Raw genomic sequence first — 24,682 nt, 5'->3', positions numbered from 1 at the left:
TTCGTGGGATAGCTTGACTATGAAAATTACAGGAGCTATAAAAATGAATCGATTCTCAAAAACTCAAATTTATTTACATTGGATAACGCTGCTTTTCATTGCAATCACTTATGCCGCAATGGAACTCCGTGGCTGGTTTCCCAAAGATAGTAATGCTTATCTGTTGATGCGTGAAACACATTACAATGCGGGTATCTTCGTTTGGGTGTTAATGTTTTCACGCCTTATAATAAAACACCGTTATAGTGATCCCTCTATTGTGCCACCGCCACCTGCCTGGCAAATGAAAGCGGCTTCGCTAATGCACATCATGCTTTATATAACCTTCCTTGCGCTTCCACTGTTGGGGTTTGCTTTAATGGCTTATAGTGGAAAATCGTGGAGTTTCCTTGGTTTCAATGTGCCGCCTTTTGTTACCCCAAACAGTGAAATTAAAGCACTGATAAAAAATATTCACGAAACCTGGGCGAACATAGGTTACTTTTTAATCGCAGCCCACGCTGGCGCAGCGCTCTTTCATCATTACATTCAGAAAGATAATACTCTGTTACGAATGATGCCCCGCCACAAATAAGTCGCTCTCCTGACAAAAGAAATGTGAACCATGAGCCCCAACACATCATAAATCTATACGGAACGGCATAACGCACTCTTTCCACTATCAACCCAGGGGAGTAGAAAGTGTGTAAATCCTACGATGGTAAGACTTATCAAAAATACAGGTTAATTTTTGTATTTAAACCTTTTTTACTTGTTAGTATGATACAAAGGCTTTCAAAAAAGCTGGGAAATTCAACAACTCTTGGAAATTATGGACTTTGTCCCGCGGCTTTAATCTGACGGCCGCGTTCCTTTTTTGACTCAATTATTAACCCTTTTTCTCCGTAAACTTCAGTTCCCGCCCACTAACGTAACATCGGTTTCATAGGATCAATATCTAAAGCATAAGATGAGAAGAATAATGGTGACCGAAAAGAAAACGACTGAATAACAGTAGATTTTCGCTCGAAACCTTCCTGTCTGATCCATAGCGAATCAAGTGCTGAATGTCACAGTATCGAACAGAAAACAGTGACGATCTAACCCTTCAAGAATATTCTACGATTGTTCTGTTTAGGAAAAGCAAGGCGGGAAGTCGGGAGATAAGTCATTGATAAAGTGGCGGAGAGAGGGGGATTTGAACCCCCGGTAGAGTTGCCCCTACTCCGGTTTTCGAGACCGGTCCGTTCAGCCGCTCCGGCATCTCTCCGTTCAGATGGTTGCCATGATGCCAGGAAATTTGGCATTTTAACAGTCCCTGTCCGTGCAATTTTGTTCAAGTGACGAGTTTGCGAGCAAAACGATGATTAAGTGGCCCTGGAAAGTACAAGAATCAGCACATCAAACTGCCCTTCCCTGGCAGGAAGCACTATCGATTCCCCTTTTAACGTGCCTGACAGAACAGGAACAAAGGAAACTAGTCACTCTTGCTGAACGTTTTTTACAGCAAAAACGGCTTGTTCCCTTACAGGGCTTTGAGCTGGATTCATTAAGAAGCTGCCGGATAGCACTTCTATTTTGCCTGCCCGTTCTGGAGTTAGGACTGGAATGGCTGGATGGTTTTCATGAAGTCTTAATTTATCCTGCGCCATTTGTGGTCGATGATGAGTGGGAAGACGATATCGGTTTAGTGCATAACCAACGTATTGTTCAGTCAGGTCAGAGCTGGCAGCAAGGGCCAATCGTTTTGAACTGGTTGGATATACAAGATTCGTTTGATGCTTCTGGTTTTAACCTGATTATTCATGAAGTCGCTCATAAGCTGGACACCCGTAACGGCGATCGCGCCAGCGGAGTTCCCTTTATTCCGTTGCGTGAGGTTGCTGGCTGGGAACACGATCTTCATGCTGCAATGAACAACATTCAGGAAGAGATCGAATTGGTTGGCGAGAATGCGGCGAGCATTGATGCTTATGCTGCCAGTGATCCTGCTGAGTGTTTTGCTGTACTTTCTGAATATTTCTTTAGCGCCCCAGAACTTTTTGCTCCTCGTTTCCCTTCATTGTGGCAACGTTTCTGCCAATTTTATCAACAAGATCCTTTGCAGAGACTGCATCACGCTAATGATACAGACTCGTTTTCGGCGACGAATGTTCATTAATTAACAACTTTGCAGATTAATTAACCAATTGAAATGACTTATGAAATTTAGTGTTGACAGACAAGGTACCGCTAAGTAACATGCGCCCTGTTCACACGATTCCTCTGTAGTTCAGTCGGTAGAACGGCGGACTGTTAATCCGTATGTCACTGGTTCGAGTCCAGTCAGAGGAGCCAAATTCTAAAAATTCGCTTTTTAGCGCAATGTCATTGACCTTAGTTGAGCATTGCTTTTTAACGGATAGCGGGTTTTTGACATCTTAAGCGCCCTCGATCTTTATGGTTGAGGGCGTTTTGCTATGGACACCATCACCATTTTCCCCTCGATTATAAAACTTGAATAATTCAGTAGTCTCCCCTCTTGCAACTCACACCCAAAACTGCTTAACGAAAAGTTATTAATTTTCAATCATATTGCTATCAGGATTTATATTTTTTCGCTGTGCTAGAAAGGGCGCATTTATGTTAGCTCGTTCAGGGAAGGTAAGCATGGCTACGAAAAAGAGAAGTGGAGAAGAAATAAATGATCGGCAAATCTTATGCGGGATGGGTATTAAACTACGCCGCTTAACTGCGGGTATCTGCCTGGTAACTCAACTTGTGTTCCCTATGACTGCGGCAGCACAAGGTGTGGTAAACGCCGCAACCCAACAACCAGTTCCTGCACAAATCGCCATTGCAAATACCAATACGGTGCCCTACACCCTTGGAGCGCTCGAATCGGCCCAAAGCGTTGCCGAACGTTTCAGTATTTCGTTGGCTGAGTTACGCAAACTCAACCAGTTTCGTACGTTTGCTCGAGGTTTTGATAATGTCCGCCAGGGTGATGAACTGGATGTCCCGGCACAAGTTAGTGAAAAAAATTTAACCCCGTCGCCGCGTAATAGCAGTGACAACCTTGAGCAACAGATAGCCAGTACTTCACAGCAAATCGGGTCTCTGCTCGCCGAAGATATGAACAGCGAGCAAGCGGCCAATATGGCGCGTGGATGGGCCTCTTCTCAGGCATCTGGCGCAATGACAGACTGGTTAAGCCGCTTCGGCACCGCAAGAATCACGCTGGGCGTGGATGAAGATTTTAGCCTGAAGAATTCCCAGTTCGATTTTCTCCATCCATGGTATGAAACGCCTGATAATCTCTTTTTCAGCCAGCATACTCTCCACCGTACTGACGAGCGTACGCAGATTAACAACGGCTTGGGTTGGCGTCATTTCACTCCCACATGGATGTCGGGCATCAACTTCTTTTTCGACCACGATCTTAGCCGTTACCACTCCCGCGCCGGCATTGGCGCGGAGTACTGGCGCGACTATCTTAAATTAAGCAGTAACGGCTATTTGCGACTGACCAACTGGCGCAGCGCACCTGAACTGGACAACGATTATGAAGCACGCCCGGCCAATGGCTGGGATGTACGCGCAGAAGGCTGGTTACCCGCCTGGCCGCACCTTGGCGGTAAACTGGTCTATGAACAGTATTATGGCGATGAAGTGGCCCTGTTCGATAAAGACGATCGGCAAAGTAATCCTCATGCCATAACCGCTGGACTTAACTATACCCCCTTCCCGCTGATGACCTTCAGCGCGGAGCAACGCCAGGGTAAACAGGGCGAAAATGACACCCGTTTTGCCGTCGATTTTACCTGGCAACCTGGCAGCGCAATGCAGAAACAGCTTGACCCGAATGAAGTCGCTGTACGGCGTAGCCTGACGGGCAGCCGTTATGATCTGGTAGACCGTAAAAACAACATCGTTCTGGAATACCGCAAAAAAGAACTTCTTCGCCTCACCCTGACTGATCCCGTGACAGGGAAGTCAGGAGAAGTGAAATCACTGGTTTCGTCGCTACAAACCAAATATGCCCTGAAAGGCTATAACGTCGAAGCCACCGCTCTGGAAGCTGCCGGTGGTAAAGTGGTCACAACGGGTAAAGATATTCTGGTTACCCTGCCTGGTTACCGGTTCACCAGTACGCCAGAAACCGATAACACCTGGCCGATTGAAGTTACCGCTGAAGACGTCAAAGGCAATTTGTCGAATCGTGAACAAAGCATGGTGGTCGTTCAGGCACCTGCGCTAAGCCAGAAAGATTCCTCGGTATCGTTAAGTGCCCAGACATTGAGCGCGGATTCTCATTCAACCGCCATACTGACTTTTATTGCGCATGATGCGGCAGGTAATCCTGTTATCGGGCTGGAGCTCTCGACCCGTCATGAAGGTGTTCAGGACATTACCCTTTCTGACTGGAAAGATAATGGTGACGGAAGCTATACCCAAGTCCTGACCACAGGAGCGATGTCTGGCACGCTGACGCTGATGCCACAGCTGAACGGTGTGGATGCGGCTAAAGCCCCCGCCGTGGTGAATATCATTTCTGTTTCGTCATCCCGAACTCACTCGTCAATTAAGATTGATAAGGACCGTTATCTCTCCGGCAATCCTATCGAGGTGACGGTAGAACTGAGAGATGAAAATGACAAACCTGTTAAGGAGCAAAAACAGCAACTGAATACTGCAGTCAGCATCGACAACGTGAAACCAGGAGTCACTACAGACTGGAAAGAAACCGCAGATGGCGTCTATAAGGCAACCTATACCGCCTATACCAAAGGCAGTGGACTTACTGCGAAGCTGTTAATGCAAAACTGGAATGAAGATTTGCATACCGCTGGATTTATCATCGACGCCAACCCGCAGTCAGCGAAAATTGCGACATTATCTGCCAGCAATAATGGTGTGCTCGCCAATGAGAATGCAGCAAATACCGTCTCGGTCAATGTCGCTGATGAAGGAAGCAACCCAATCAATGATCATACCGTCACGTTTGCGGTATTAAACGGATCGGCAACTTCCTTCAACAATCAAAACACCGCAAAAACAGACGCTAATGGCCTGGCGACTTTTGATCTGAAAAGCAGCAAGCAGGAAGACAACACGGTTGAAGTCACCCTTGAAAATGGCGTGAAACAAACGTTAATCGTCAGTTTTGTCGGTGACTCGAGTACCGCGCAGGTTGATCTACAGAAGTCGAAAAATGAAGTGGTCGCTGACGGCAATGACAGCGCCACCATGACCGCGACAGTCCGGGATGCAAAAGGCAACCTGCTCAATGACGTCAAGGTCACCTTCAATGTTAATTCAGCAGAGGCGAAACTGAGCCAAACCGAAGTGAATAGCCACGACGGGATCGCCACAGCCACGCTGACCAGTTTGAAAAATGGTGATTACACGGTTACGGCCTCTGTCAGCTCTGGTTCCCAGGCTAGTCAACAGGTGAATTTTATCGGTGATCAAAGTACTGCTGCCCTGACCCTCAGTGTGCCTTCAGGTGATATCACCGTCACCAACACAGCTCCGCAACATATGACTGCAACCTTGCAGGATAAAAATGGCAACCCACTAAAAGATAAAGAAATCACCTTCACTGTGCCAAACGACGTCGCAAGTCGGTTCTCGATTAGCAACGGCGGAAAAGGCATGACGGATAGTAACGGGGTTGCAATCGCCTCCCTGACCGGCACGTTAGCGGGCACGCATATGATCACGGCTCGTCTGGCTAACAGCAATGTCAGCGATGCTCAGCCAATGACGTTTGTGGCGGATAAAGACAGAGCGGTTGTCGTTCTGCAAACATCGAAAGCGGAAATCATTGGGAATGGCGTGGATGAGACGACGCTGACAGCAACAGTGAAAGATCCTTTTGATAACGTGGTTAAAAATCTGTCAGTAGTCTTCCGCACCTCTCCCGCAGACACGCAACTGAGTCTGAACGCGCGTAATACTAATGAGAACGGTATTGCTGAAGTTACCCTTAAGGGCACGGTTTTGGGTATTCATACAGCCGAAGCCATACTGCTTAACGGCAACAGAGATACGAAGACAGTCAATATTGCGCCCGATGCCAGCAACGCGCTAGTCACGCTGAATATCCCTGCTCAACAGGTGGTGACGAATAACAGCGACAGCGTGCAGCTGACGGCAACGGTGAAAGATCCGTCGAATCATCCGGTGGCGGGAATAACGGTGAACTTCACCATGCCACAGGACGTTGCGGCAAACTTTACCCTCGAAAATAACGGTATTGCCATCACTCAGGCCAATGGCGAAGCGCATGTCACGCTCAAAGGCAAAAAAGCGGGCACGCATACGGTTACTGCAACGCTGGGTAACAATAATGCCAGCGATGCGCAGCCAGTCACATTCGTGGCGGATAAGGACAGCGCAGTTGTCGTTCTGCAAACATCGAAAGTGGAAATCATTGGGAATGGCGTGGATGAGACGACGCTGACAGCAACAGTAAAAGATCCTTTCGATAACGTTGTAAAAGATCTACCGGTCACCTTCAGTACCTACCCGGCAGATACTCAACTTAGTCAGAGCACGACCAACACTAACGACAGTGGTGTTGCTGAAGTTACCCTTAAGGGCGCGGTATTGGGTGTTCATACAGCCGAAGCCACTCTGCCTAACGGCAATAGCGATTCGAAGACAGTCAATATTGCTCCCGATGCCAGCAACGCACGGCTCACGCTGAACATCCCTGCTCACCAGGTGGTGACGAATAACAGCGACAGTGTGCAGCTGACAGCTACAGTGAAAGATCCGTCGAATCATCCGGTGGCGGGGATAGCGGTGAATTTCACCATGCCACAAGACGTCGCGGCAAACTTTACCCTTGAAAATAACGGTATTACCGTCACCCAAGCCAATGGGGAAGCGCATGTCACCCTCAAAGGTAAAAAAGCGGGCACGCATACAGTTATCGCGACGCTGATTAATAACAATGCCAGTGAATCGCAGCCGGTAACATTTGTGGCAGACAAAACCTCGGCTCAGGTTGCCCTGCAGATGTCAAAAGATGAGATCACGGGTAATGGCGTCGATAGTGCAACGTTAACTGCAACGGTTAAAGACCAGTTCGACAATGAGGTGAACAATCTTCCGGTAACATTCAGCTCAGCCTCTTCAGGCCTCACCCTGACCCCAGGAGAGAGTAATACCAATGAGTCTGGCATCGCGCAGGCCACTCTCGTAGGCGTTGCCTTTGGTGAGCAGACGGTCACTGCATCACTGGCTAATAATGGTGCCAGCGACAACAAAACTGTGCATTTTATTGGCGACACAGCGGCGGCAAAAATTATCGAGTTGACGCCTGTCCCAGACAGCATAATCGCTGGTACCCCGCAGAATAGCACCGGCAGCGTCATCACCGCGACAGTCGTTGATAATAATAGCTTTCCGGTGAAAGGTGTAACTGTGAGTTTCACCAGCAGTACAAACTCTGCTGAAATGACGAATGGCGGCCAAGCCGTAACGAACGAACAGGGTAAGGCAACCGTCACTTATACCAATACCCGTTCCTCGACAGAATCAGGAGGGAGGCCGGATACCGTTGAGGCCAGTCTGGAAAATGGTAGCTCCACGCTTAGCACATCAATTAATGTCAACGCTGATGCGTCTACGGCACATATCACCTTGTTACAAGCACTTACTGATACAGTCTCCGCAGGCAACACGACCGATCTGTATGTTGTGGTAAACGATAATTACGGAAACGGTGTACCCCAACATAAGGTGACCATCAGCGTTTCGCCAAGTGAAGGTGTGACCCCCAGTAATAACGCTATATATACTACCAACTCCTACGGCCATTTTTACGCAAGCTTTACCGCTACAAAAGCCGGGGTTTATCAAGTGACGGCAACGCTCGACAATGGCGATTCGATACAACAAACAGTGACCTATGTGCCGAACGTGGCGAATGCTGAAATCACGCTGGGAGCCTCAAAAGATCCGGTGATTGCCGACAATAACGATCTCACGACATTAACAGCAACAGTCGCAGATACAGAGGGCAATGCGATAGCCAACACTGAAGTAACATTTACTCTCCCGGAAGATGTGAGGGCAAACTTCACGCTGAGCGATGGCGGTAAAGCGGTTACTGATGCTGAAGGCAAAGCGAAAGTCACACTGAAAGGTACAAAAGCAGGAGCACATACCGTGACAGCAGCGATGGCTGGCGGTAAGAGTGAGCAATTGGTGGTGAACTTTATTGCGGATACGCTCACTGCGCAGGTTAATCTTAACGTTACCGAAAACAACTTTATCGCCAATAACATTGGAATGACCATACTTCAGGCAACAGTGACTGATGGACACGGCAACCCGTTAGCCAATGAGCCGGTGACATTCACACTACCGGCAGATGTGAGTGCAAGCTTCACTCTTGGAGAAGGCGGTTCCGCCATTACTGACATCAACGGCAAGGCGGAAGTTACACTAAGCGGTACGAAGTCCGGCACCTATCCCGTGACGGTCAGCGTGGACAGTTATGGTGTCAGTGATACGAGGCCGGTGACTTTGCTTGCCGATGCGAGTACCGCTAAACTGGCTGATTTTACCGCATCATCAAGCTCATTAATCGCCAGCACAACCGAGGGTGCGACCCTGACGGCAAGTGTCACTGACGCTTATGACAATCCATTAGAAGGCATCAAGGTCAATTTCCGCGGCTTATCCGCCACGCTGAGTAACACCACCGCTGAAACAGATGCTCAGGGTAAGGCAGAAATTCTTGTAACAAGCACCATTGCAGGGACGAAAATTGTTGTGGCTAATCTGGCAAATGCACCTACAGATACCATCATGCAAACGTTGACTGTCAAAGCAGATGCTGATTCTGCGACGATCACCAGTCTGGAAATGCCTGAAGGTCAGGTTATGGTCGCAACCCCCCTGGCGGTTAAAGCGCACGTCGACGACCAGTTTGGCAATCCAGTTTCTGAACAGCTTGTGACATTCAGTGCAGAGCCGTCAATTTTTAACATGGTCATTAGTCAGGATACGGTCTCTACGAATACACTGGGTATAGCCGAAGTCACCATGACGCCCAAAAGATACGGTTCGTATACTGTGCAAGCATCCCTGGCGAATGGCTCCTCTTATGAGAAGGACCTGGTGGTAATCGATTTAAAACTGACACTCACAGCATCAAGTCCACTTATCGGCATCAATGACCCATTAGGTTCAACTCTGACAGTAAGGCTAACCAATCCAAATGGGGCCCCAGTGAACAATGAACTCGTTACCTTTAGCGTAACGCCAGAAGATGCAACGTTAAGTAGCGGAACAATGAAAACCAATCCTTCCGGGGAGGCACAAGTCGTTCTGACCAGCAATAAAGTCGGTACGTATACGGTTACAGCATCTATCACTAGTGGCGTAATTATTCAGGCGCAGACAATCGTGAAAGTTACTGGCAACCAAAGCACAGCCCATGTGGTCAGCCTGAGCGCTGATCCGTCAACTATCACTGCCAACGACAGCGATATCAGCACGCTGAAGGCTACTGTTGAGGACGGCAGTGGTAACCAAGTCGAAGGCGTCAATGTGAACTTCGCATTAAAAAGTGGCTCTGCCACATTAGGGTCATTAACAGCGGTTACCGATCAACACGGATTTGCGACAACCACCGTGAAAAGTGCGCGAACTGGGAGCGTAACTGTTAGTGCAGGAACGAGCACAGGTGCAACGCAAACAGCTAATATAACGCTGGTGGCAGGCCCGGCAGACGCCTCGCAGTCCGTCCTTAAGAACAATCGGTCATCACTAAAAGGGGACTATACCGATAGTGCTGAGCTACATCTTGTTTTGCACGATATATCAGGCAATACGATCAAAGTTTCTGAAGGGATGGAATTTGTGCAATCAGGTACTAACGTGCCCTATGTGAAAATTAGCGCAATTGATTACAGTCAAAATATCAACGGTGATTACAAAGCCACTGTTACAGGAGGCGGAGAGGGTATCGCAACGCTGATCCCTGTATTGAATGGTGTTCATCAAGCGGGTCTGAGTACCACAATACAATTCACTCGCGCAGAAGACAAAATAATGAGCGGTACCGTGTCAGTCAATGGTGCTAACCTACCGACAACTACATTCCCTTCTCAGGGATTCACCGGGGCGTATTATCAGTTGAATAATGACAACTTTTCCCCGGGCAAAACGGCGGCTGATTATGAGTTTTCAAGCTCTGCCTCCTGGGTCGATGTTGACGCTACCGGTAAAGTGACATTTAAAAATGTCGGAAGCAGTTGGGTAACGATTACAGCGACGCCAAAATCAGGAGGCCCTGGCTATATATACGAAATCCGGGTGAAGAGTTGGTGGGTAAACTCCGGCGATTCTGCCATGATATACAGCCTTGCTGAAAATTTTTGCAGTAGCAATGGCTACATGCTTCCCCGAGCAAGCCTTTTAAGCCAGGGTCGTTCCCGAGGTATAGGGACATTGTACAGTGAATGGGGAGATATGGGGCATTATATGAATGAAGCCGATTTTTATTCAAATATGTATTGGTCATCTAGTCCCGCAAACTCCAGTGAACAATACGAAATTTCCCTGGCAACAGGTGAGCAAAGCGTAATGGCAAAACTTGGATTTGCTCATGTTACATGTTATAAAAACATTTGATTATTGAATTTTTTATAGAGTGCTCCATTAGGGGCACTCGACTTTACAATCCTTCTCTGTTTATCGTAAGACAGTCGAGCCCCCCTTTTTTTTGAATAAATGCTTGAACATGGAAGGACCATCTATTCTACGGCAGCGAGAAACAAAGTATATGAGCTATTTTTGATAGCTATCATTTTTGCTATTTAGTCAAATCACGATAATATTTAGCTAATTACATCAGTGCAAGTCATAATAATGTATGGCAGTTAACGGGGATTTAAGTTCAGGTTGCCTTATTATTCGGTGAGTATTGCTTTGATTCAAAGGCTTTTTTTGTGGTGATTGACCAACCTCAGGGTATTAATGTCCCCTGTTCAGCACAGATCGGCATTACCTTCTATACGTAAGTACTGACACATACTCTCTCCAAAGCACTTTTTAGCGCCTTTCCGAATTCATCCAAACTTATATGATCAATTTTTTGCCCAACGACCACTGACTCCGAGATATCTGCCATCGCAGGCCACCGCGTTTTGTAATCAGCATAAATTGCAACGACGGGGGTATTATAGGCACTTGCCATATGTAATATTGAGGTGTCAGGGGTTATTGCGATATAAGCGTCTTTTATGATTGCTGCTGAACGTTTAATCGAGGGTGATAAGGATAGCCGGTAGACATTATTATAACAATCCACTAATACCCTGGCTTTATCTTCCCCTTTTGGTCCATGAACAATGACTATTGGCATATCATTATCACTTTGAATTTTGGCGATGAGTTTCTCAGCTACTGATAACGAAAATGTGCGTTCCTGCACGCTGCCATCTAAATTAAGCGCAATGTAAGATCCTAAAGTGCACAATTCCTCACGTACTTCATTTATTACCTGCTCGCTTAATGGTAATTCATATATTGGCCTGACTGCAGGAAAACCCGCTTCACGCATCATAAACGCCCATGTCATGGGTACGGGAGCCCGGAGATGTTGATCCATCCGGGACGCGTTCTTACACAAAGGGGAATAGCACTTCATGGTTAAACCGACAACCTGAAAATTCGTTTTTGCTTTCAACTGACTGATAAATAACATCGTTTTCAGGTTCTTTTTACGCATTGCCTCTATACAAAGATCCGGCGTACCGTATTGCTGTGTTATGTTCTTCGCTAAATCTGTTATTTCTTTTAATGTTGCGTGATCCTGCATAGTCATTGTTACTAATGTTAATTTAGTCTGTTCAAGTTTGAGCGCATTAAAGACTTCTAAATTAATAGTCGAAGTAACAATTAAAAGATGCTTAATTTTATACAATTCAAGCGCCCGAATAACTGGAAAGATGGCCATAGCATCGCCAATTTGATCGGGAATGTGGATGACAACAAAGTCTGTTTTTCCAATATTGAAATTATTAGCTTTATAATCGTAGTAACTAAATGCAATACGTCTCAACAATGATGCTAAAAACATACCTAACCTCGCCTCCCTACTGGTTAAAATGCAATGCAGTCTATCAGAATCATCAGGGTGCAATTTTGTGCATATGCGGACTTTTATGTTTCATATCTCAAAACTGTAGGTGCTCTGCTCAATCCTTATGCAACTCCTGCGATTTCATCTTCCATCGAATTTTTCATGTTGCCGTTAATCAGCCATAAAATCATTTGCAGATGCGCTCTGTCGAGGTAGTCTCATAAGGTTCGTTTATAGATCGACGGCAATGTGAGTTACCTTTTCCATACTAATTATAAAAAGACAGTACAAACAGGATCATTATGGACACCACGCTCATCTCCACTCGTCCCGATGATGGGACGCTTTCGTTAAGTCGCGCCCGACGAGCTGCGTTTGGCAGTTTCGCCGGAGCTGTCGTCGACTGGTATGACTTTTTACTCTATGGCATTACCGCCGCACTGGTGTTTAATCGCGAGTTTTTCCCGCAAGTCAGCCCGGCAATGGGAACGCTCGCCGCATTTGCCACCTTTGGTGTCGGCTTCCTTTTCCGTCCACTTGGCGGTGTCATTTTCGGTCACTTTGGCGACCGACTGGGACGTAAGCGCATGTTAATGCTGACCGTCTGGATGATGGGCATCGCGACAGCCTTGATTGGCATTCTTCCTTCCTTCTCGACCATAGGTTGGTGGGCCCCCATTTTACTGGTGACACTGCGTGCCATTCAGGGATTTGCCGTCGGCGGCGAATGGGGAGGCGCAGCGTTGCTTTCCGTTGAAAGCGCACCTAAGAATAAAAAAGCCTTTTACAGTAGCGGTGTACAAGTTGGTTACGGTGTAGGTTTACTGCTTTCAACCGGACTGGTTTCACTGATCAGTATGATGACGACTGACGAACAGTTTCTAAGCTGGGGCTGGCGTATTCCTTTCCTGTTTAGCATCGTACTGGTACTGGGGGCATTGTGGGTGCGTAATGGCATGGAGGAGTCCGCGGAATTTGAACAACAGCAACATAATCAAGCGGCAGAGCAAAAACGCATCCCGGTTATCGAAGCACTATTACGGCATCCCGGTGCTTTCCTGAAGATTATTGCGCTACGACTGTGCGAGTTGCTGACGATGTACATCGTTACCGCCTTCGCACTTAATTATTCAACCCAGAATATGGGGTTACCGCGCGAACTTTTCCTCAATATTGGTTTGCTGGTAGGTGGATTAAGCTGCCTGACAATTCCCTGTTTTGCCTGGCTTGCCGATCGTTTTGGTCGCCGCAGAGTTTATATCACAGGTGCGTTAATCGGAACGTTGAGCGCATTTCCTTTCTTTATAGCGCTTGAAGCACAATCTATTTTCTGGATAGTTTTCTTCTCCATAATGCTGGCAAACATTGCGCATGACATGGTGGTGTGCGTGCAACAACCGATGTTTACCGAAATGTTTGGTGCCAGTTATCGCTATAGTGGCGCTGGAGTCGGATATCAGGTTGCCAGTGTGGTTGGCGGTGGATTTACACCTTTCATTGCCGCTGCACTTATCACTTACTTTGCCGGGAACTGGCATAGCGTCGCCATTTATTTACTGGCTGGATGCCTGATTTCCGCAGTGACCGCTTTGTTGATGAAAGACAATCAACGCGCTTAATAGCCTGGCGAAGATCATCCGATCTTCGCCTTACACTTTTGTTTCACATTCCTGTGACATACTATCGGAAGTGCGGTAATTGTATGGAACAGGAGACACACATGAATAATAAGGGCTCCGGTCTGACCCCAGCTCAGGCACTGGATAAACTCGACACGCTGTATGAGCAATCTGTAGTCGCTTTACGCAACGCCATTGGCAAATATATTACAAGTGGCGAATTACCTGATGAAAACGCCCGCAAACAAGGTCTTTTTGTCTATCCATCACTGACCGTAACCTGGGACGGTAGCACAACCAATCCCCCCAAAACGCGCGCATTTGGTCGTTTTACCCACGCAGGCAGCTACACCACCACGATTACTCGCCCTACTCTCTTTCGTTCGTATCTGAATGAACAACTTACGTTGCTGTATCAGGATTATGGTGCGCATATCTCGGTGCAACCCTCGCAGCATGAAATCCCTTATCCTTATGTCATCGATGGCTCTGAATTGACACTTGATCGCTCAATGAGCGCTGGATTAACTCGCTACTTCCCGACAACAGAACTGGCGCAAATTGGCGATGAAACTGCAGACGGCATTTATCATCCAACGGAATTCTCCCCGCTATCGCATTTTGATGCGCGCCGCGTCGATTTTTCCCTCGCGCGGTTGCGCCATTATACCGGTACGCCAGTTGAACATTTTCAGCCGTTCGTCTTGTTTACCAACTACACACGTTATGTGGATGAATTCGTTCGTTGGGGATGCAGCCAGATCCTCGACCCTGATAGTCCCTACATTGCCCTTTCTTGTGCTGGCGGGAACTGGATCACCGCCGAAACCGAAGCGCCAGAAGAAGCCATTTCCGACCTTGCATGGAAAAAACACCAGATGCCAGCATGGCATTTAATTACCGCCGATGGTCAGGGTATTACTCTGGTGAATATTGGCGTGGGACCGTCAAATGCTAAAACCATCTGCGATCATCTGGCGGTGCTGCGCCCGGATGTCTGGTTGATGATTGGTCACTGTGGTGGCTTACGTGAAAGCCAGGCCATTGGAGATTATGTACTTGCACACGCTTATTTACGCGATGACCACGTTCTTGATGCGGTACTGCCGCCCGATATTCCTATTCCGAGCATTGCTGAAGTGCAACGTGCGCTTTATGACGCTACCAAGTTAGTCAGCGGCAGGCCCGGAGAGGAAGTTAAACAGCGGCTACGTACTGGCACTGTGGTAACCACAGATGACAGGAACTGGGAATTACGTTATTCAGCTTCTGCACTTCGTTTTAACTTAAGCCGGGCCGTAGCAATTGATATGGAAAGTGCAACCATTGCCGCACAAGGATATCGTTTCCGCGTGCCATACGGGACACTACTGTGTGTTTCAGATAAACCGTTGCATGGTGAGATTAAACTTCCCGGTCAGGCTAACCGTTTTTATGAAGGCGCTATTTCCGAACACCTGCAAATTGGCATTCGGGCGATCGATTTGCTGCGCGCAGAAGGCGACCGACTGCATTCACGTAAATTACGAACCTTTAATGAACCGCCGTTCCGATAATAAGTTCTGTTCCTTTTTATCAGGAATAGATGTGAAGGATTTAGTAAGTCATCCAGCAAATAGCCTGCAATAAAGCAGGCTGTTTGCTTCCTGGGGCGGATACGAGTTTTATTACAGCCTTAATGATTTCCATATATTAAAAGCAAGTATGCTTTCAAAACACAATTATAAAAAAATCCGCCAACAACATTAGTTTTTATGAGATTAAATATAAGATTATGGATTTAGAATATTTTTATTTCTAATAGACGAGATTTTTCCTGTTATGATATAATATGCCGAATTAACGCATGTTAACGATTTACCAGTAATGTAAATAAATTTTCGAGGAGATCATTCCAGTGGGACGTAAATGGGCCAATATTGTTGCTAAAAAAACGGCTAAAGACGGTGCAACGTCTAAAATTTATGCAAAATTCGGTGTAGAAATCTATGCTGCTGCCAAACAAGGTGAACCCGATCCAGAATTAAACACATCTTTAAAATTCGTTATTGAACGAGCAAAGCAGGCACAAGTTCCAAAGCATGTTATTGATAAAGCAATTGATAAAGCCAAAGGCGGCGGAGATGAAACGTTCGTGCAGGGCCGTTATGAAGGCTTTGGTCCTAATGGCTCAATGATTATCGCTGAAACCTTGACTTCAAATGTTAACCGTACGATTGCTAACGTTCGCACAATTTTCAATAAAAAAGGCGGCAATATCGGAGCGGCAGGTTCTGTCAGCTATATGTTTGACAATACGGGTGTGATTGTATTTAAAGGGACAGACCCGGACCATATTTTTGAAATTTTGCTTGAAGCTGAAGTTGATGTTCGTGATGTAACTGAAGAAGAAGGTAATATTGTTATTTATACTGAACCTACTGACCTTCATAAAGGAATCGCGGCTCTAAAAGCAGCTGGAATCACTGAGTTCTCAACAACAGAATTAGAAATGATTGCTCAATCTGAAGTTGAGCTTTCCCCAGAAGATTTAGAAATCTTTGAAGGGCTTGTTGATGCCCTTGAAGATGACGACGATGTTCAAAAAGTTTATCATAACGTCGCAAATCTCTAATTATATTTTAAAGAAATCTGTCTTTATGGCAGATTTCTTTAATCTCATATAATTCGCATGAAAAATATAATGGTCAACCTATTATATTGATTATAAAAATCCCCGCCCGCAGAGAAATAACATTAATTGATATTCCAGGTCGTCTTTTCCTGGTTACAGAAGACAAAGCCGCAATTACGTATAGTTTCCCGATAAGGGCAAGACAGCGACATCCCGCATAAAATATTTTTCTCTTTACCTTTGTTCGGTGCTGTATAGAACAGACTTTTAAGCCGTTGGTATGACCTTACTAACCGTGATGTCCACTGGGGGCAATTTGCTCATTGAACCATCAGGCTCGGTTAAGGGCACGAGATACAGGCATCAAAAAACCCGGCCACCTTTTTTAGGTGGTCGGGTAAAAATAATTTCTATTTTTAGCTGCCTTGAGACTCATAAAGTTGTCTCAAAACTAAAATTTGGCTCCTCTGACTGGACTCGAACCAGTGACATACGGATTAACAGTCCGCCGTTCTACCGACTGAACTACAGAGGAATCGTGAGAACGAGGCGAATATTAGCGACGCCCATCCACAATGTCAAAGCCTGTTTTTTAAATTTGAAATCGTTTGCTGAAATAATCTGCACTTTGTCGTTTATTCCGACACAACTGGCTTTTTTTCACACTTTTGCGGCTCAGGTCTAGGGTATTTCCACAGCCAACGTCCAGTAACCATGCGCCAGTAAAACAGCACGGCCCGCACAGCCCAGTCGGCAAACATTCCCATCCAGACACCAACCACACCCCAGCCAAGCATGATTCCCAGCACATAACCGACTACAACCCGGCAACCCCACATGCTCAACATAGAAACCCACATGGCGTAACGGGCATCGCGAGCACCCTTAAATCCAGCGGGTAGCACCCATGAGGCAGACCAAATAGGCATAAATAAAGCATTTAGCCAAATCAGAATCACAACGACATGTTTAACCTGTGGATCCTGGGTGTAAAACGATGCCATAACCCCAGCAAAGGGAGCCGTTAGCCAGGCGATGGCCGTTAATCCAAGAGTGGACAGCCAGAACACATGCCGCAACTGAATCTCTGCTTGCGCTATCTGCCCTACCCCCAACCTTCGGCCTGTAATGATCGTAGAAGCAGAGCCGAGCGCACTTCCGGGTAAGTTGATAAGAGCCGCAATTGAAAACGCGATAAAATTCCCGGCAATAACACTGGTCCCCATCCCGGCAACGAACATTTGAGTTAATAACCGACCACTGGTAAATAATACTGATTCGACACTCGCAGGAATGCCAATCCCCATGACTTCCCAGATAATGCTAAAATTCAGCGGTTTAAAATAACTCTTTAACGAAATCCTGAGTGCAGGATTAAAACCAATCGCCAGCACCCACAAAATTGCCACTGCGCCAATATAACGAGAAATGGTTAACCCCAACCCAGCCCCGACAAATCCCAGTCCCGGCCAGGAGAAAAGGCCGTAAATCAATATGCCGCTAATAATAATATTAAGAATATTCAGGCTACCGTTAATCAGTAGCGGTATTTTCGTATTCCCTGCACCACGAAGTGCCCCGCTACCAATCAAAGTGATGGCAGCTGCTGGATAACTGAGTACCGTCAGCTCCAGATAAGTCAACGCCAGTGCTTTAACTTCTGTCGTGGCATCACCCGCGACGAAATCAATAATTTGTTCGCCAAAATGATGAATAAGCGTTGCCAACAGTACGGCAAACAACGTCATGATCACCAATGACTGTCGCGTCGCCACCCTCGCTCGTCGTCGATCCCGCTTACCGAGACTAAATGCCACAACGACAGTAGTACCAAGATCGATAGCTGCAAAAAAAGCCATAATGACCATATTGAAGCTGTCCGCCAATCCCACGCCGGCCATCGCATCTTTTCCCAGCCAGCTGACCAGAAAAGTGCTCAGGACACCCATCAACAGGACACAGGCGTTCTCCATGAAGATAGGAACAGCAAGCGGGGTTATCTCGCGCCAGAACAACACTTTGTAACTCTTGCGTTTGGCGTGCCAGCGAGTGCCGTGAACAACCTGGCGTAAAGCAGAGGAGATATTCAAAGCCGACCTTAATTGCAGAAAGTGAAACCACATTTCAAATAATGAGGGAGAATCAGCAAAGCTGCAAAGATTTTTGCCGACAAATTGTCTGCAAATGCAACAAACTGTTGATAGAAACGGCAAACAGTTGAGGAATTTAAAAATCGGGTTTGACAAAAAATTTTTCGCCGTTAAGATGTGCCTCAACAGCGATTCCTCTGTAGTTCAGTCGGTAGAACGGCGGACTGTTAATCCGTATGTCACTGGTTCGAGTCCAGTCAGAGGAGCCAAATTTCTGAAAAGCCCGCTTTTATAGCGGGCTTTTTGCTATATCTGATAATCAATTTCCTCTTCACTGTTCTCCATCACCTGGCGCTTGATATCCTCAACTGACAGTCCTGCATTACAAAGTTCCAGAAAGCGCCAGACATAGTTACGCTGAAGTTGTCCTCGCTTGAGTCCCAACCAGACAGTATTAGCATCGAAAAGATGCCGCGTATCCAGACGGATTAAATTCTTTTCCTCTTGTTCACCGCTGGATTGTTCGGCAACTAATCCAATCCCCAGCCCGAGTGCAACATAGGTTTTAATGACATCAGAATCCTGCGCACTTAATACAATATCTGCCAGCAAACCTTTGCGGACAAATGCGTCATCAATACGTGAGCGCCCCGTAATCCCCTGTCGGTAAGTGATTAACGGCCACTTCGCTATTGATTCCAGCGTCAACGGTATAATTTGCGTCAAGGGATGATCGAGTGGAACAAGCAAACTATGGTGCCAACGAAACCACGGGAAGGCGACGAGCTGCGGGTCATTACTTAAACGCTCGCTGGCGATACCAATATCAGCTTCGCCATTTTGCAACAACGTCGCAATTTCCTGTGGTGTACCCTGGATTAGCTCCAGCCGAACCTCCGGGAAAAGTTCGCGAAAGGCTTTAATGACCTCAGGCAAGCTATAACGTGCCTGAGTATGCGTCGTTGCAATAGTGAGAACGCCAGACGTATCGTTGGTAAACAGGTCTGCAAGACGACGAACATTACTGGCTTCATTCAGAATACGTTCTGCAATGACCAGTAATGCTTTGCCCGGTTCAGTCATGCCCAGCAGTCGCTTACCTCGTCGAACAAATATTTCGATGCCAAGTTCATCCTCCAGTTCCCGAATGTGACGGCTGACGCCTGACTGTGAGGTAAAAAGCATATTCGCAACCTCTGTCAGGTTGTAATCCTGACGTGCAGCCTCGCGGATTATCTTTAGTTGTTGGAAATTCACGGTAAACTCCGGGCAGTTCAGATATCACGTTATTGTTAAAGTCTAATGCCCGGCATAACAAATAATAAAAACCCGCATCTTATTCCATCCCGATATAACGCTTAGCTCACCAATTGCCACTGCCTTTTTTCCATCACTGGAGAACTCATCACTGACATTAACAACTCTTTCACTGCTTGCGCCTGTGGTGATAAGTTCGCTCTGGCGGGTAAATTTAATGACAAAGAGAGACTCATTGAAGGTGTGGTAATGCGTGACATCCATCCGTTTACTGCGCCACATAACGAACGCGCGGCCGATTCGGGTAATACCGCAACGCCCATGCCGCTGGCAATTGCTGCGGTAAGCGTGGCAATAGACTCAATTTCCCCAATAACTTTTGCTGTAAGCCGCCGTAGGGAAAAAGCCTCATCAACACGAAGTCTAACGGCACTGTAATCGCTGGGGAGAAAGAGGTTCATTTGTGCTATAGCATTAACATCAACGCTTTGCCCCGGACAATCTTGCGTTCCTACCAGGAAAAGATCTTCTTTCAGCAAAGCCTGACTGGAAACACCAGCCACAGGAGAATGCTCATAAATCACTGCCATATCGAGTTGGTGGCTTATCAGTTTTTCGTTGAGCACAGCACCGCTATTTTCATGGAGATAAATAACAATTTCCGGGAATTCAGCGCGAACCGCCTGCAATAAAGGCATGGTGATAGATGAGGCCGCTGTTCCTGGTGCAAAGCCAATCGAGACTTGCCCCGATAATGCCTGACCAACATTATGCACCGCCAGTTGGGCCTGTTCACACTGGCGTAAAATGGCCCGCGCATGGGTATAGAGAATTTTTCCGGCGTCTGTTGGCGTAACGCCCCGTTTTGTGCGAATCAAAAGTTGTTGATTCAACTCACCTTCCAGCGTGGCAACCTGCTGGCTGAGCGCGGGTTGCGCGATATGCAACACTTCAGCAGCCTGGGTCAGGCTACCAATATCTACAATTTTTACGAAGTATTTCAGGCGTCTGAAGTTCATGTTGCCTCCGGTTTATAAGAATCGGCCCAAGTGCCGCTATTACTTACAACCAGAGTGCAAGATGCTTGCCAGTTTTATTTTGGCGTTGATGTACAAGCTAAGCAACTGTCAAATAAGAGATTATGATAGATTCGTCATTGGCTCCTTTAATCAGCTGTCGCGTTCCCCTGCCCTATAAAAGGAGGGTATGCACCACGATGGTTCATTACCAAAAAGATTGAAAGCTCACCATTTTGTCGAAGTTGGCAGCAAACAAACAAAAAAATGCATTTCACCCTTTGACATCACCATGCACTGCCATTAATATGCGCCCCGTTCACACGATTCCTCTGTAGTTCAGTCGGTAGAACGGCGGACTGTTAATCCGTATGTCACTGGTTCGAGTCCAGTCAGAGGAGCCAAATTTCGATTCTTACGCTACTTTATTAGTCTTTATTTGATATTGATTCAATACGTTAGCGTAAAAATCTTTCCAGATGCGTATTCAGTTTTCCCTCCGCATCCGGTTAATTTGGTGGTCAGATTTGGGGTCAGGTTGGTTCGATTCTGGAGTGCCCCCCAAATGTCTCTACACGATTCAAAAATCCGTAACTTAAACCCCTCTTCCAAACCCGTCAAACTGTCTGATTCACACGGTCTGTATTTGCTGGTCAATCCCGGCGGTTCACGTATCTGGTATCTCAAGTATCGCTTCAGTGGTAAAGAATCCCGCGTCAGTCTCGGCGCATATCCGCTGATTTCTCTCGCAGAAGCCCGGCAACAGCGCGATGCTATCCGCAAGCTACTGGCGCAGAATATCAACCCGGCCCAACAGCGCATGGATGAAAAAGCCGCAGCTTCACCGGAAAAGTGTTTTAAAACCGTGGCGCTTGCATGGCACAAAACCAACAAAAAGTGGTCGCCTGATTATGCAGAGCGCATTCTCGCCAGCATGAATAACCATATATTTCCGGCTATTGGTCATCTGCCCGTTACCACGCTGAAAACGCAGCATTTCACTGCGTTACTGCGGGTTATTGAGGATAAAGGCTTTCTGGAAGTCGCGTCCCGTTCCCGGCAGCAACTCTGCAACATCATGCGTTACGCCGTACAGCAGGGATTCACCGAAAACAATCCGGCGCAACATCTGGAAGGTGTCACCGCACCACCGGTTAAGAATCACTATCCCGCCCTGCCACTGAAGCAGTTGCCCGAATTGTTTGAGCGCATTGGCGACTATCAGCAGGGACGGCAGCTTACGAGGCTGGCGGTGGTGTTGACTCTCCACCTGTTTATCCGTTCCAGCGAGCTGCGCTTTGCCCGCTGGGGTGAGATAGATTTCAGAAACAAAATCTGGACCATCCCCGCCACACGGGAAATAATTGAGAAAGTCCGTTTCTCCGGTCGTGGCGCAAAAATGCGAACTCCACATATTGTGCCACTTTCCCGACAGGCCATTGCCATTCTGAAGCAGATACAGGAAATTTCCGGCCATCTGGAACTGGTGTTCCCCGGTGACCATAACCCGTATAAGCCGATGAGCGAAAACACCGTCAACCGGGCGCTGCGTCTTATGGGCTATGATACCAAAACCGATGTCTGCGGGCATGGCTTCCGGGCAATGGCCTGTAGCGCACTGGTTGAATCTGAACTCTGGTCGCGGGATGCCGTGGAGCGGCAGATGAGCCATCAGGAGCGCAACAGCGTGCGGGCAGCGTATATCCACCGGGCTGAACATCTCGACGCCCGTACAGCCATGATGCAGTGGTGGTCGGATTATCTGGACGTGAGCCGCGAGGGATACGTTGTGCCGTATATTTATGCGCGACGGCATAAGGCGGCCTGAGCCAGTAGCAGTATGATTTGTTAAAAATGAAAAAGCAGATCCTGATTGAATACGGATCTGCTTTTTGCATTGAAAGGATTTATCTTCAATTTTTGGGTTATTAATCGGAAAGCGTACAAAATTATTCGACGTCGAATAATTTTGCACGAAAACCTATCAATACATTATGAATCAATAGGCAAATAACGAAAATTATTCACAGTGAATAATTTCAGGCGATAGCTGCCAGACAATCTGCACCAGAAACTGATTTCCCAATACATCGTATCCGCACCAGTTCAATGTCACCATTTACTGCCCCAGTCCGCTGTCACCTGTCTATGTCAGGACTGCGCCAGATATTATTGGATAAACATCAAACTGCGCCAGTGTTAAGGCCTTTTAGCCTTTTGGCCCTTTCCGGTCTGGCGCTGTTACCCTTAGTCGCCCTTTACCATTATTTGGCCTTTTCCTTTTGCTGGCGCAATCATCAGTAAAATACCGTAATACTGCACCAGAGGCCTGTTAATAGGCCATACCGTTCAGAAGCATTTTTATTGAGAGGAAATCGAACAAAAAATTTCTACGTAGAAATTTTTTCGGTGAATAACGATGAATAACCAGGGATTAATAGGAAATCACTCAAAATTATTTGAGGCAAATAATTTTGTACGGAAAACGATGAATAACATCATATTGCAAGTCTGAAGCTATCAATCAGCATCCCCCTTTCGCCCGTAAACCTGCGCCACATACCGTCCGCGCCCGTCGCCGTGGCCCAAATCCATCGCCGTCATTGCCAGCGCTTCCTTCTCACAAAATCCCTGCGTCAGATAATGACGAATGGCATCCTGCGCCCACGCATAGCGTAACGAGTGCGGGGAATATGTGCCCGTTAACCCGAGACGTGACGCCTGGCTCTGCCAGTATTTCATCGCGCTTTTCAGGTCGGGTTTATCTATCAGCCTGCCGTGGCGATCTTCTGCCACAACCAACGCATTATCCAGCGCTTTTCTGACAGCGACTGCATCCAGAATAACGGTTTCTCGCGGACGCCCGCCTTTGGTGCCGAACACCACGGTTAAACGGGGCTCACCCCGCTCCAGCGATTGCTTCCACGTTCTTAATGACTGCGCACTTTGCACCGCCTCCTGCGAACGTAATCCTATCAGCCGTGAGAGTTCCAGCGCTGCCGCCAGTCCCGGATCTTTTGCGCGTGCCGTCTCCAGCACGTCACGATAGTGCTCCGGCGTGATCGCCAGCTTCGTACCGTTGCGGGATGCGCCAGACAGACCAAGAGAACGGTTATTCAGTCGCTCACTCTGCGCCAGCCTGTCACGCCCGGCCTGTTTCAGGATGCAGCGCACCGCCGCCATCTCGTTTTGCAGGGAACGCTTTGTGATGCCCTGCGCCAGTCGCTCGCGGACATAGCCTTCAATATGCCGCGCCTTCAGGTGTTCCACCCGGCGGATCTGCACATTCTGCGCCATCACCAGACGTTCACAAAAACGTTGCGCCAGCACGATACGATCGTGAACGGTCTTATGGCTGCCGCCCGCCTGTTTCGCCAGACTCATCATCTCCTGCGCCAGAATCCCCATATTTTCCCCTTTTCATGATTGCCTCAACTCCATAACCCAAAATTGATACAACTTTCCCCGGCGCACAGGCCGATAGCCCCTGAGTTTTGTCGGGGCTGCGAACGATACCTGAGCGCCGGGGCGGCAGCCGTTGAGGTGTGGTGGGGCTTCGGTTGTGCTCTCAGAGCAGCCGCCCGCTTGCGCGGGTCATCCCCCGGATCGTCCGGATCCGCCTCGGTATCGGTTCATGTTCTCCTTATGGGTAAATGGCCTGAAAAGGCGGTGTCAGACTCCAGCCGTGAGCTGGCGCAGTTGAGTTGTCTGGTGCTGGTCGAAAGGGCTTGCGTGCGTCACTTTCCCGCTCTTCGCGGCTAAAGTGACGCACTGGGCTGGCGCAGTGCTTAAGATTACGATTCTGGCGCAGGTTTACGGTCACGCGTCAGCAAATGCCTGTCAGCAAATGCCTGTCGGCAAATGCAGGCCGCAGCCCGTAGGGTAAAGAGCGCTGATTGTCAGCAGATACAGACTGGCCGGATTACTTCGGCGTGAAAGAACATTCACCAGCAGGCTGGTGCAGTTAAAAGGATAAGCGTGAAATTTGACCTCTGTCGCAGTCAACTGCGAGCCGG

Annotated in this window: 12 protein-coding genes and 5 tRNA genes; 10 read left to right on the top strand and 7 right to left on the bottom strand. The window is 47.5% G+C overall.

Features of this window, described 5'->3' with window-relative positions; genetic code table 11:
• Positions 1-43 precede the first annotated feature (43 nt).
• Positions 44-574, top strand: a complete 531-nt coding sequence (locus AACU19_RS12450) for a cytochrome b (RefSeq protein ID WP_105278964.1) — start codon at positions 44-46, stop codon at positions 572-574.
• A gap of 585 nt (positions 575-1,159) precedes the next feature.
• Here the strand turns inward: AACU19_RS12450 and AACU19_RS12445 are convergent.
• Positions 1,160-1,249, bottom strand: a tRNA-Ser gene (locus tag AACU19_RS12445).
• A gap of 93 nt (positions 1,250-1,342) precedes the next feature.
• Between AACU19_RS12445 and mtfA the strand changes: the two genes are divergently transcribed.
• The 3 genes from mtfA to AACU19_RS12430 all read left to right on the top strand — a co-directional run bounded on the left by mtfA (position 1,343) and on the right by AACU19_RS12430 (position 10,617).
• Positions 1,343-2,140 (top strand): DgsA anti-repressor MtfA, encoded by a 798-nt coding sequence (mtfA, locus tag AACU19_RS12440; protein WP_023356468.1) that lies wholly within the window; start codon positions 1,343-1,345, stop codon positions 2,138-2,140.
• 100 nt (positions 2,141-2,240) lie between these two features.
• Positions 2,241-2,316, top strand: a tRNA-Asn gene (locus AACU19_RS12435).
• A gap of 312 nt (positions 2,317-2,628) precedes the next feature.
• Positions 2,629-10,617, top strand: a complete 7,989-nt coding sequence (locus AACU19_RS12430; protein ID WP_157945119.1) for an Ig-like domain-containing protein — start codon at positions 2,629-2,631, stop codon at positions 10,615-10,617.
• A gap of 379 nt (positions 10,618-10,996) precedes the next feature.
• Here the strand turns inward: AACU19_RS12430 and AACU19_RS12425 are convergent, their stop codons facing one another.
• Entirely contained in the window at positions 10,997-12,067 is a 1,071-nt protein-coding gene (locus tag AACU19_RS12425) for a glycosyltransferase family 9 protein (protein WP_105278962.1), read from the bottom strand.
• A gap of 305 nt (positions 12,068-12,372) precedes the next feature.
• On the opposite strand from AACU19_RS12425, the gene shiA reads away from it, so the two are divergent.
• The 3 genes from shiA (at position 12,373) to AACU19_RS12410 (ending at position 16,303) form a co-directional block, all read left to right on the top strand.
• Positions 12,373-13,689, top strand: a complete 1,317-nt coding sequence (gene shiA, locus AACU19_RS12420) for a shikimate transporter (protein ID WP_105278961.1) — start codon at positions 12,373-12,375, stop codon at positions 13,687-13,689.
• A gap of 101 nt (positions 13,690-13,790) precedes the next feature.
• Entirely contained in the window at positions 13,791-15,245 is a 1,455-nt protein-coding gene (gene amn, locus AACU19_RS12415) for an AMP nucleosidase (protein WP_094029881.1), read from the top strand.
• Between the two features lie 341 nt (positions 15,246-15,586).
• Entirely contained in the window at positions 15,587-16,303 is a 717-nt protein-coding gene (locus tag AACU19_RS12410; RefSeq protein WP_000532923.1) for a YebC/PmpR family DNA-binding transcriptional regulator, read from the top strand.
• 459 nt (positions 16,304-16,762) lie between these two features.
• Here AACU19_RS12410 and AACU19_RS12405 read toward each other — a convergent pair.
• Positions 16,763-16,838 (bottom strand) — tRNA-Asn (locus AACU19_RS12405).
• Positions 16,839-16,938: 100 nt separating this feature from the next.
• On the bottom strand, positions 16,939-18,426 hold the full coding sequence (yeeO, locus tag AACU19_RS12400) for a toxic metabolite efflux MATE transporter YeeO (RefSeq protein WP_001323172.1): 1,488 nt from the start codon (positions 18,424-18,426) through the stop codon (positions 16,939-16,941).
• A gap of 160 nt (positions 18,427-18,586) precedes the next feature.
• Between yeeO and AACU19_RS12395 the strand changes: the two genes are divergently transcribed.
• Positions 18,587-18,662: transfer RNA gene (locus tag AACU19_RS12395), tRNA-Asn, on the top strand.
• A 37-nt stretch (positions 18,663-18,699) separates the two neighbouring features.
• Here the strand turns inward: AACU19_RS12395 and cbl are convergent.
• The gene (cbl, locus tag AACU19_RS12390; protein WP_001011014.1) at positions 18,700-19,650 is read right to left on the bottom strand and encodes an HTH-type transcriptional regulator Cbl; all 951 of its coding nucleotides are present in this window, start codon (positions 19,648-19,650) and stop codon (positions 18,700-18,702) included.
• Positions 19,651-19,751: 101 nt separating this feature from the next.
• On the bottom strand, positions 19,752-20,669 hold the full coding sequence (nac, locus tag AACU19_RS12385) for a nitrogen assimilation transcriptional regulator NAC (protein WP_001011467.1): 918 nt from the start codon (positions 20,667-20,669) through the stop codon (positions 19,752-19,754).
• Positions 20,670-20,994: 325 nt separating this feature from the next.
• Here nac and AACU19_RS12380 point away from each other — a divergent pair.
• Together AACU19_RS12380 and AACU19_RS12375 are read left to right on the top strand one after the other, a co-directional pair.
• Positions 20,995-21,070: transfer RNA gene (locus tag AACU19_RS12380), tRNA-Asn, on the top strand.
• Positions 21,071-21,231: 161 nt separating this feature from the next.
• Complete coding sequence (locus AACU19_RS12375) at positions 21,232-22,494, top strand: tyrosine-type recombinase/integrase (RefSeq protein WP_105278960.1); 1,263 nt, start codon at positions 21,232-21,234, stop codon at positions 22,492-22,494.
• Between the two features lie 692 nt (positions 22,495-23,186).
• Here AACU19_RS12375 and AACU19_RS12370 read toward each other — a convergent pair.
• Positions 23,187-24,074 carry an integrase domain-containing protein gene (locus AACU19_RS12370; RefSeq protein ID WP_105278959.1) on the bottom strand — a complete coding sequence of 296 codons (888 nt, stop codon included), beginning with the start codon at positions 24,072-24,074 and terminating at the stop codon, positions 23,187-23,189.
• Positions 24,075-24,682 lie beyond the last annotated feature (608 nt).

The sequence above is a fragment of the Escherichia sp. MOD1-EC4550 genome (genome assembly GCF_963876935.1).
In the GTDB taxonomy this organism is placed as follows: Bacteria; Pseudomonadota; Gammaproteobacteria; order Enterobacterales; family Enterobacteriaceae; genus Escherichia; species Escherichia coli_F.
This window is presented reverse-complemented; position numbering and strand designations above follow the sequence as displayed.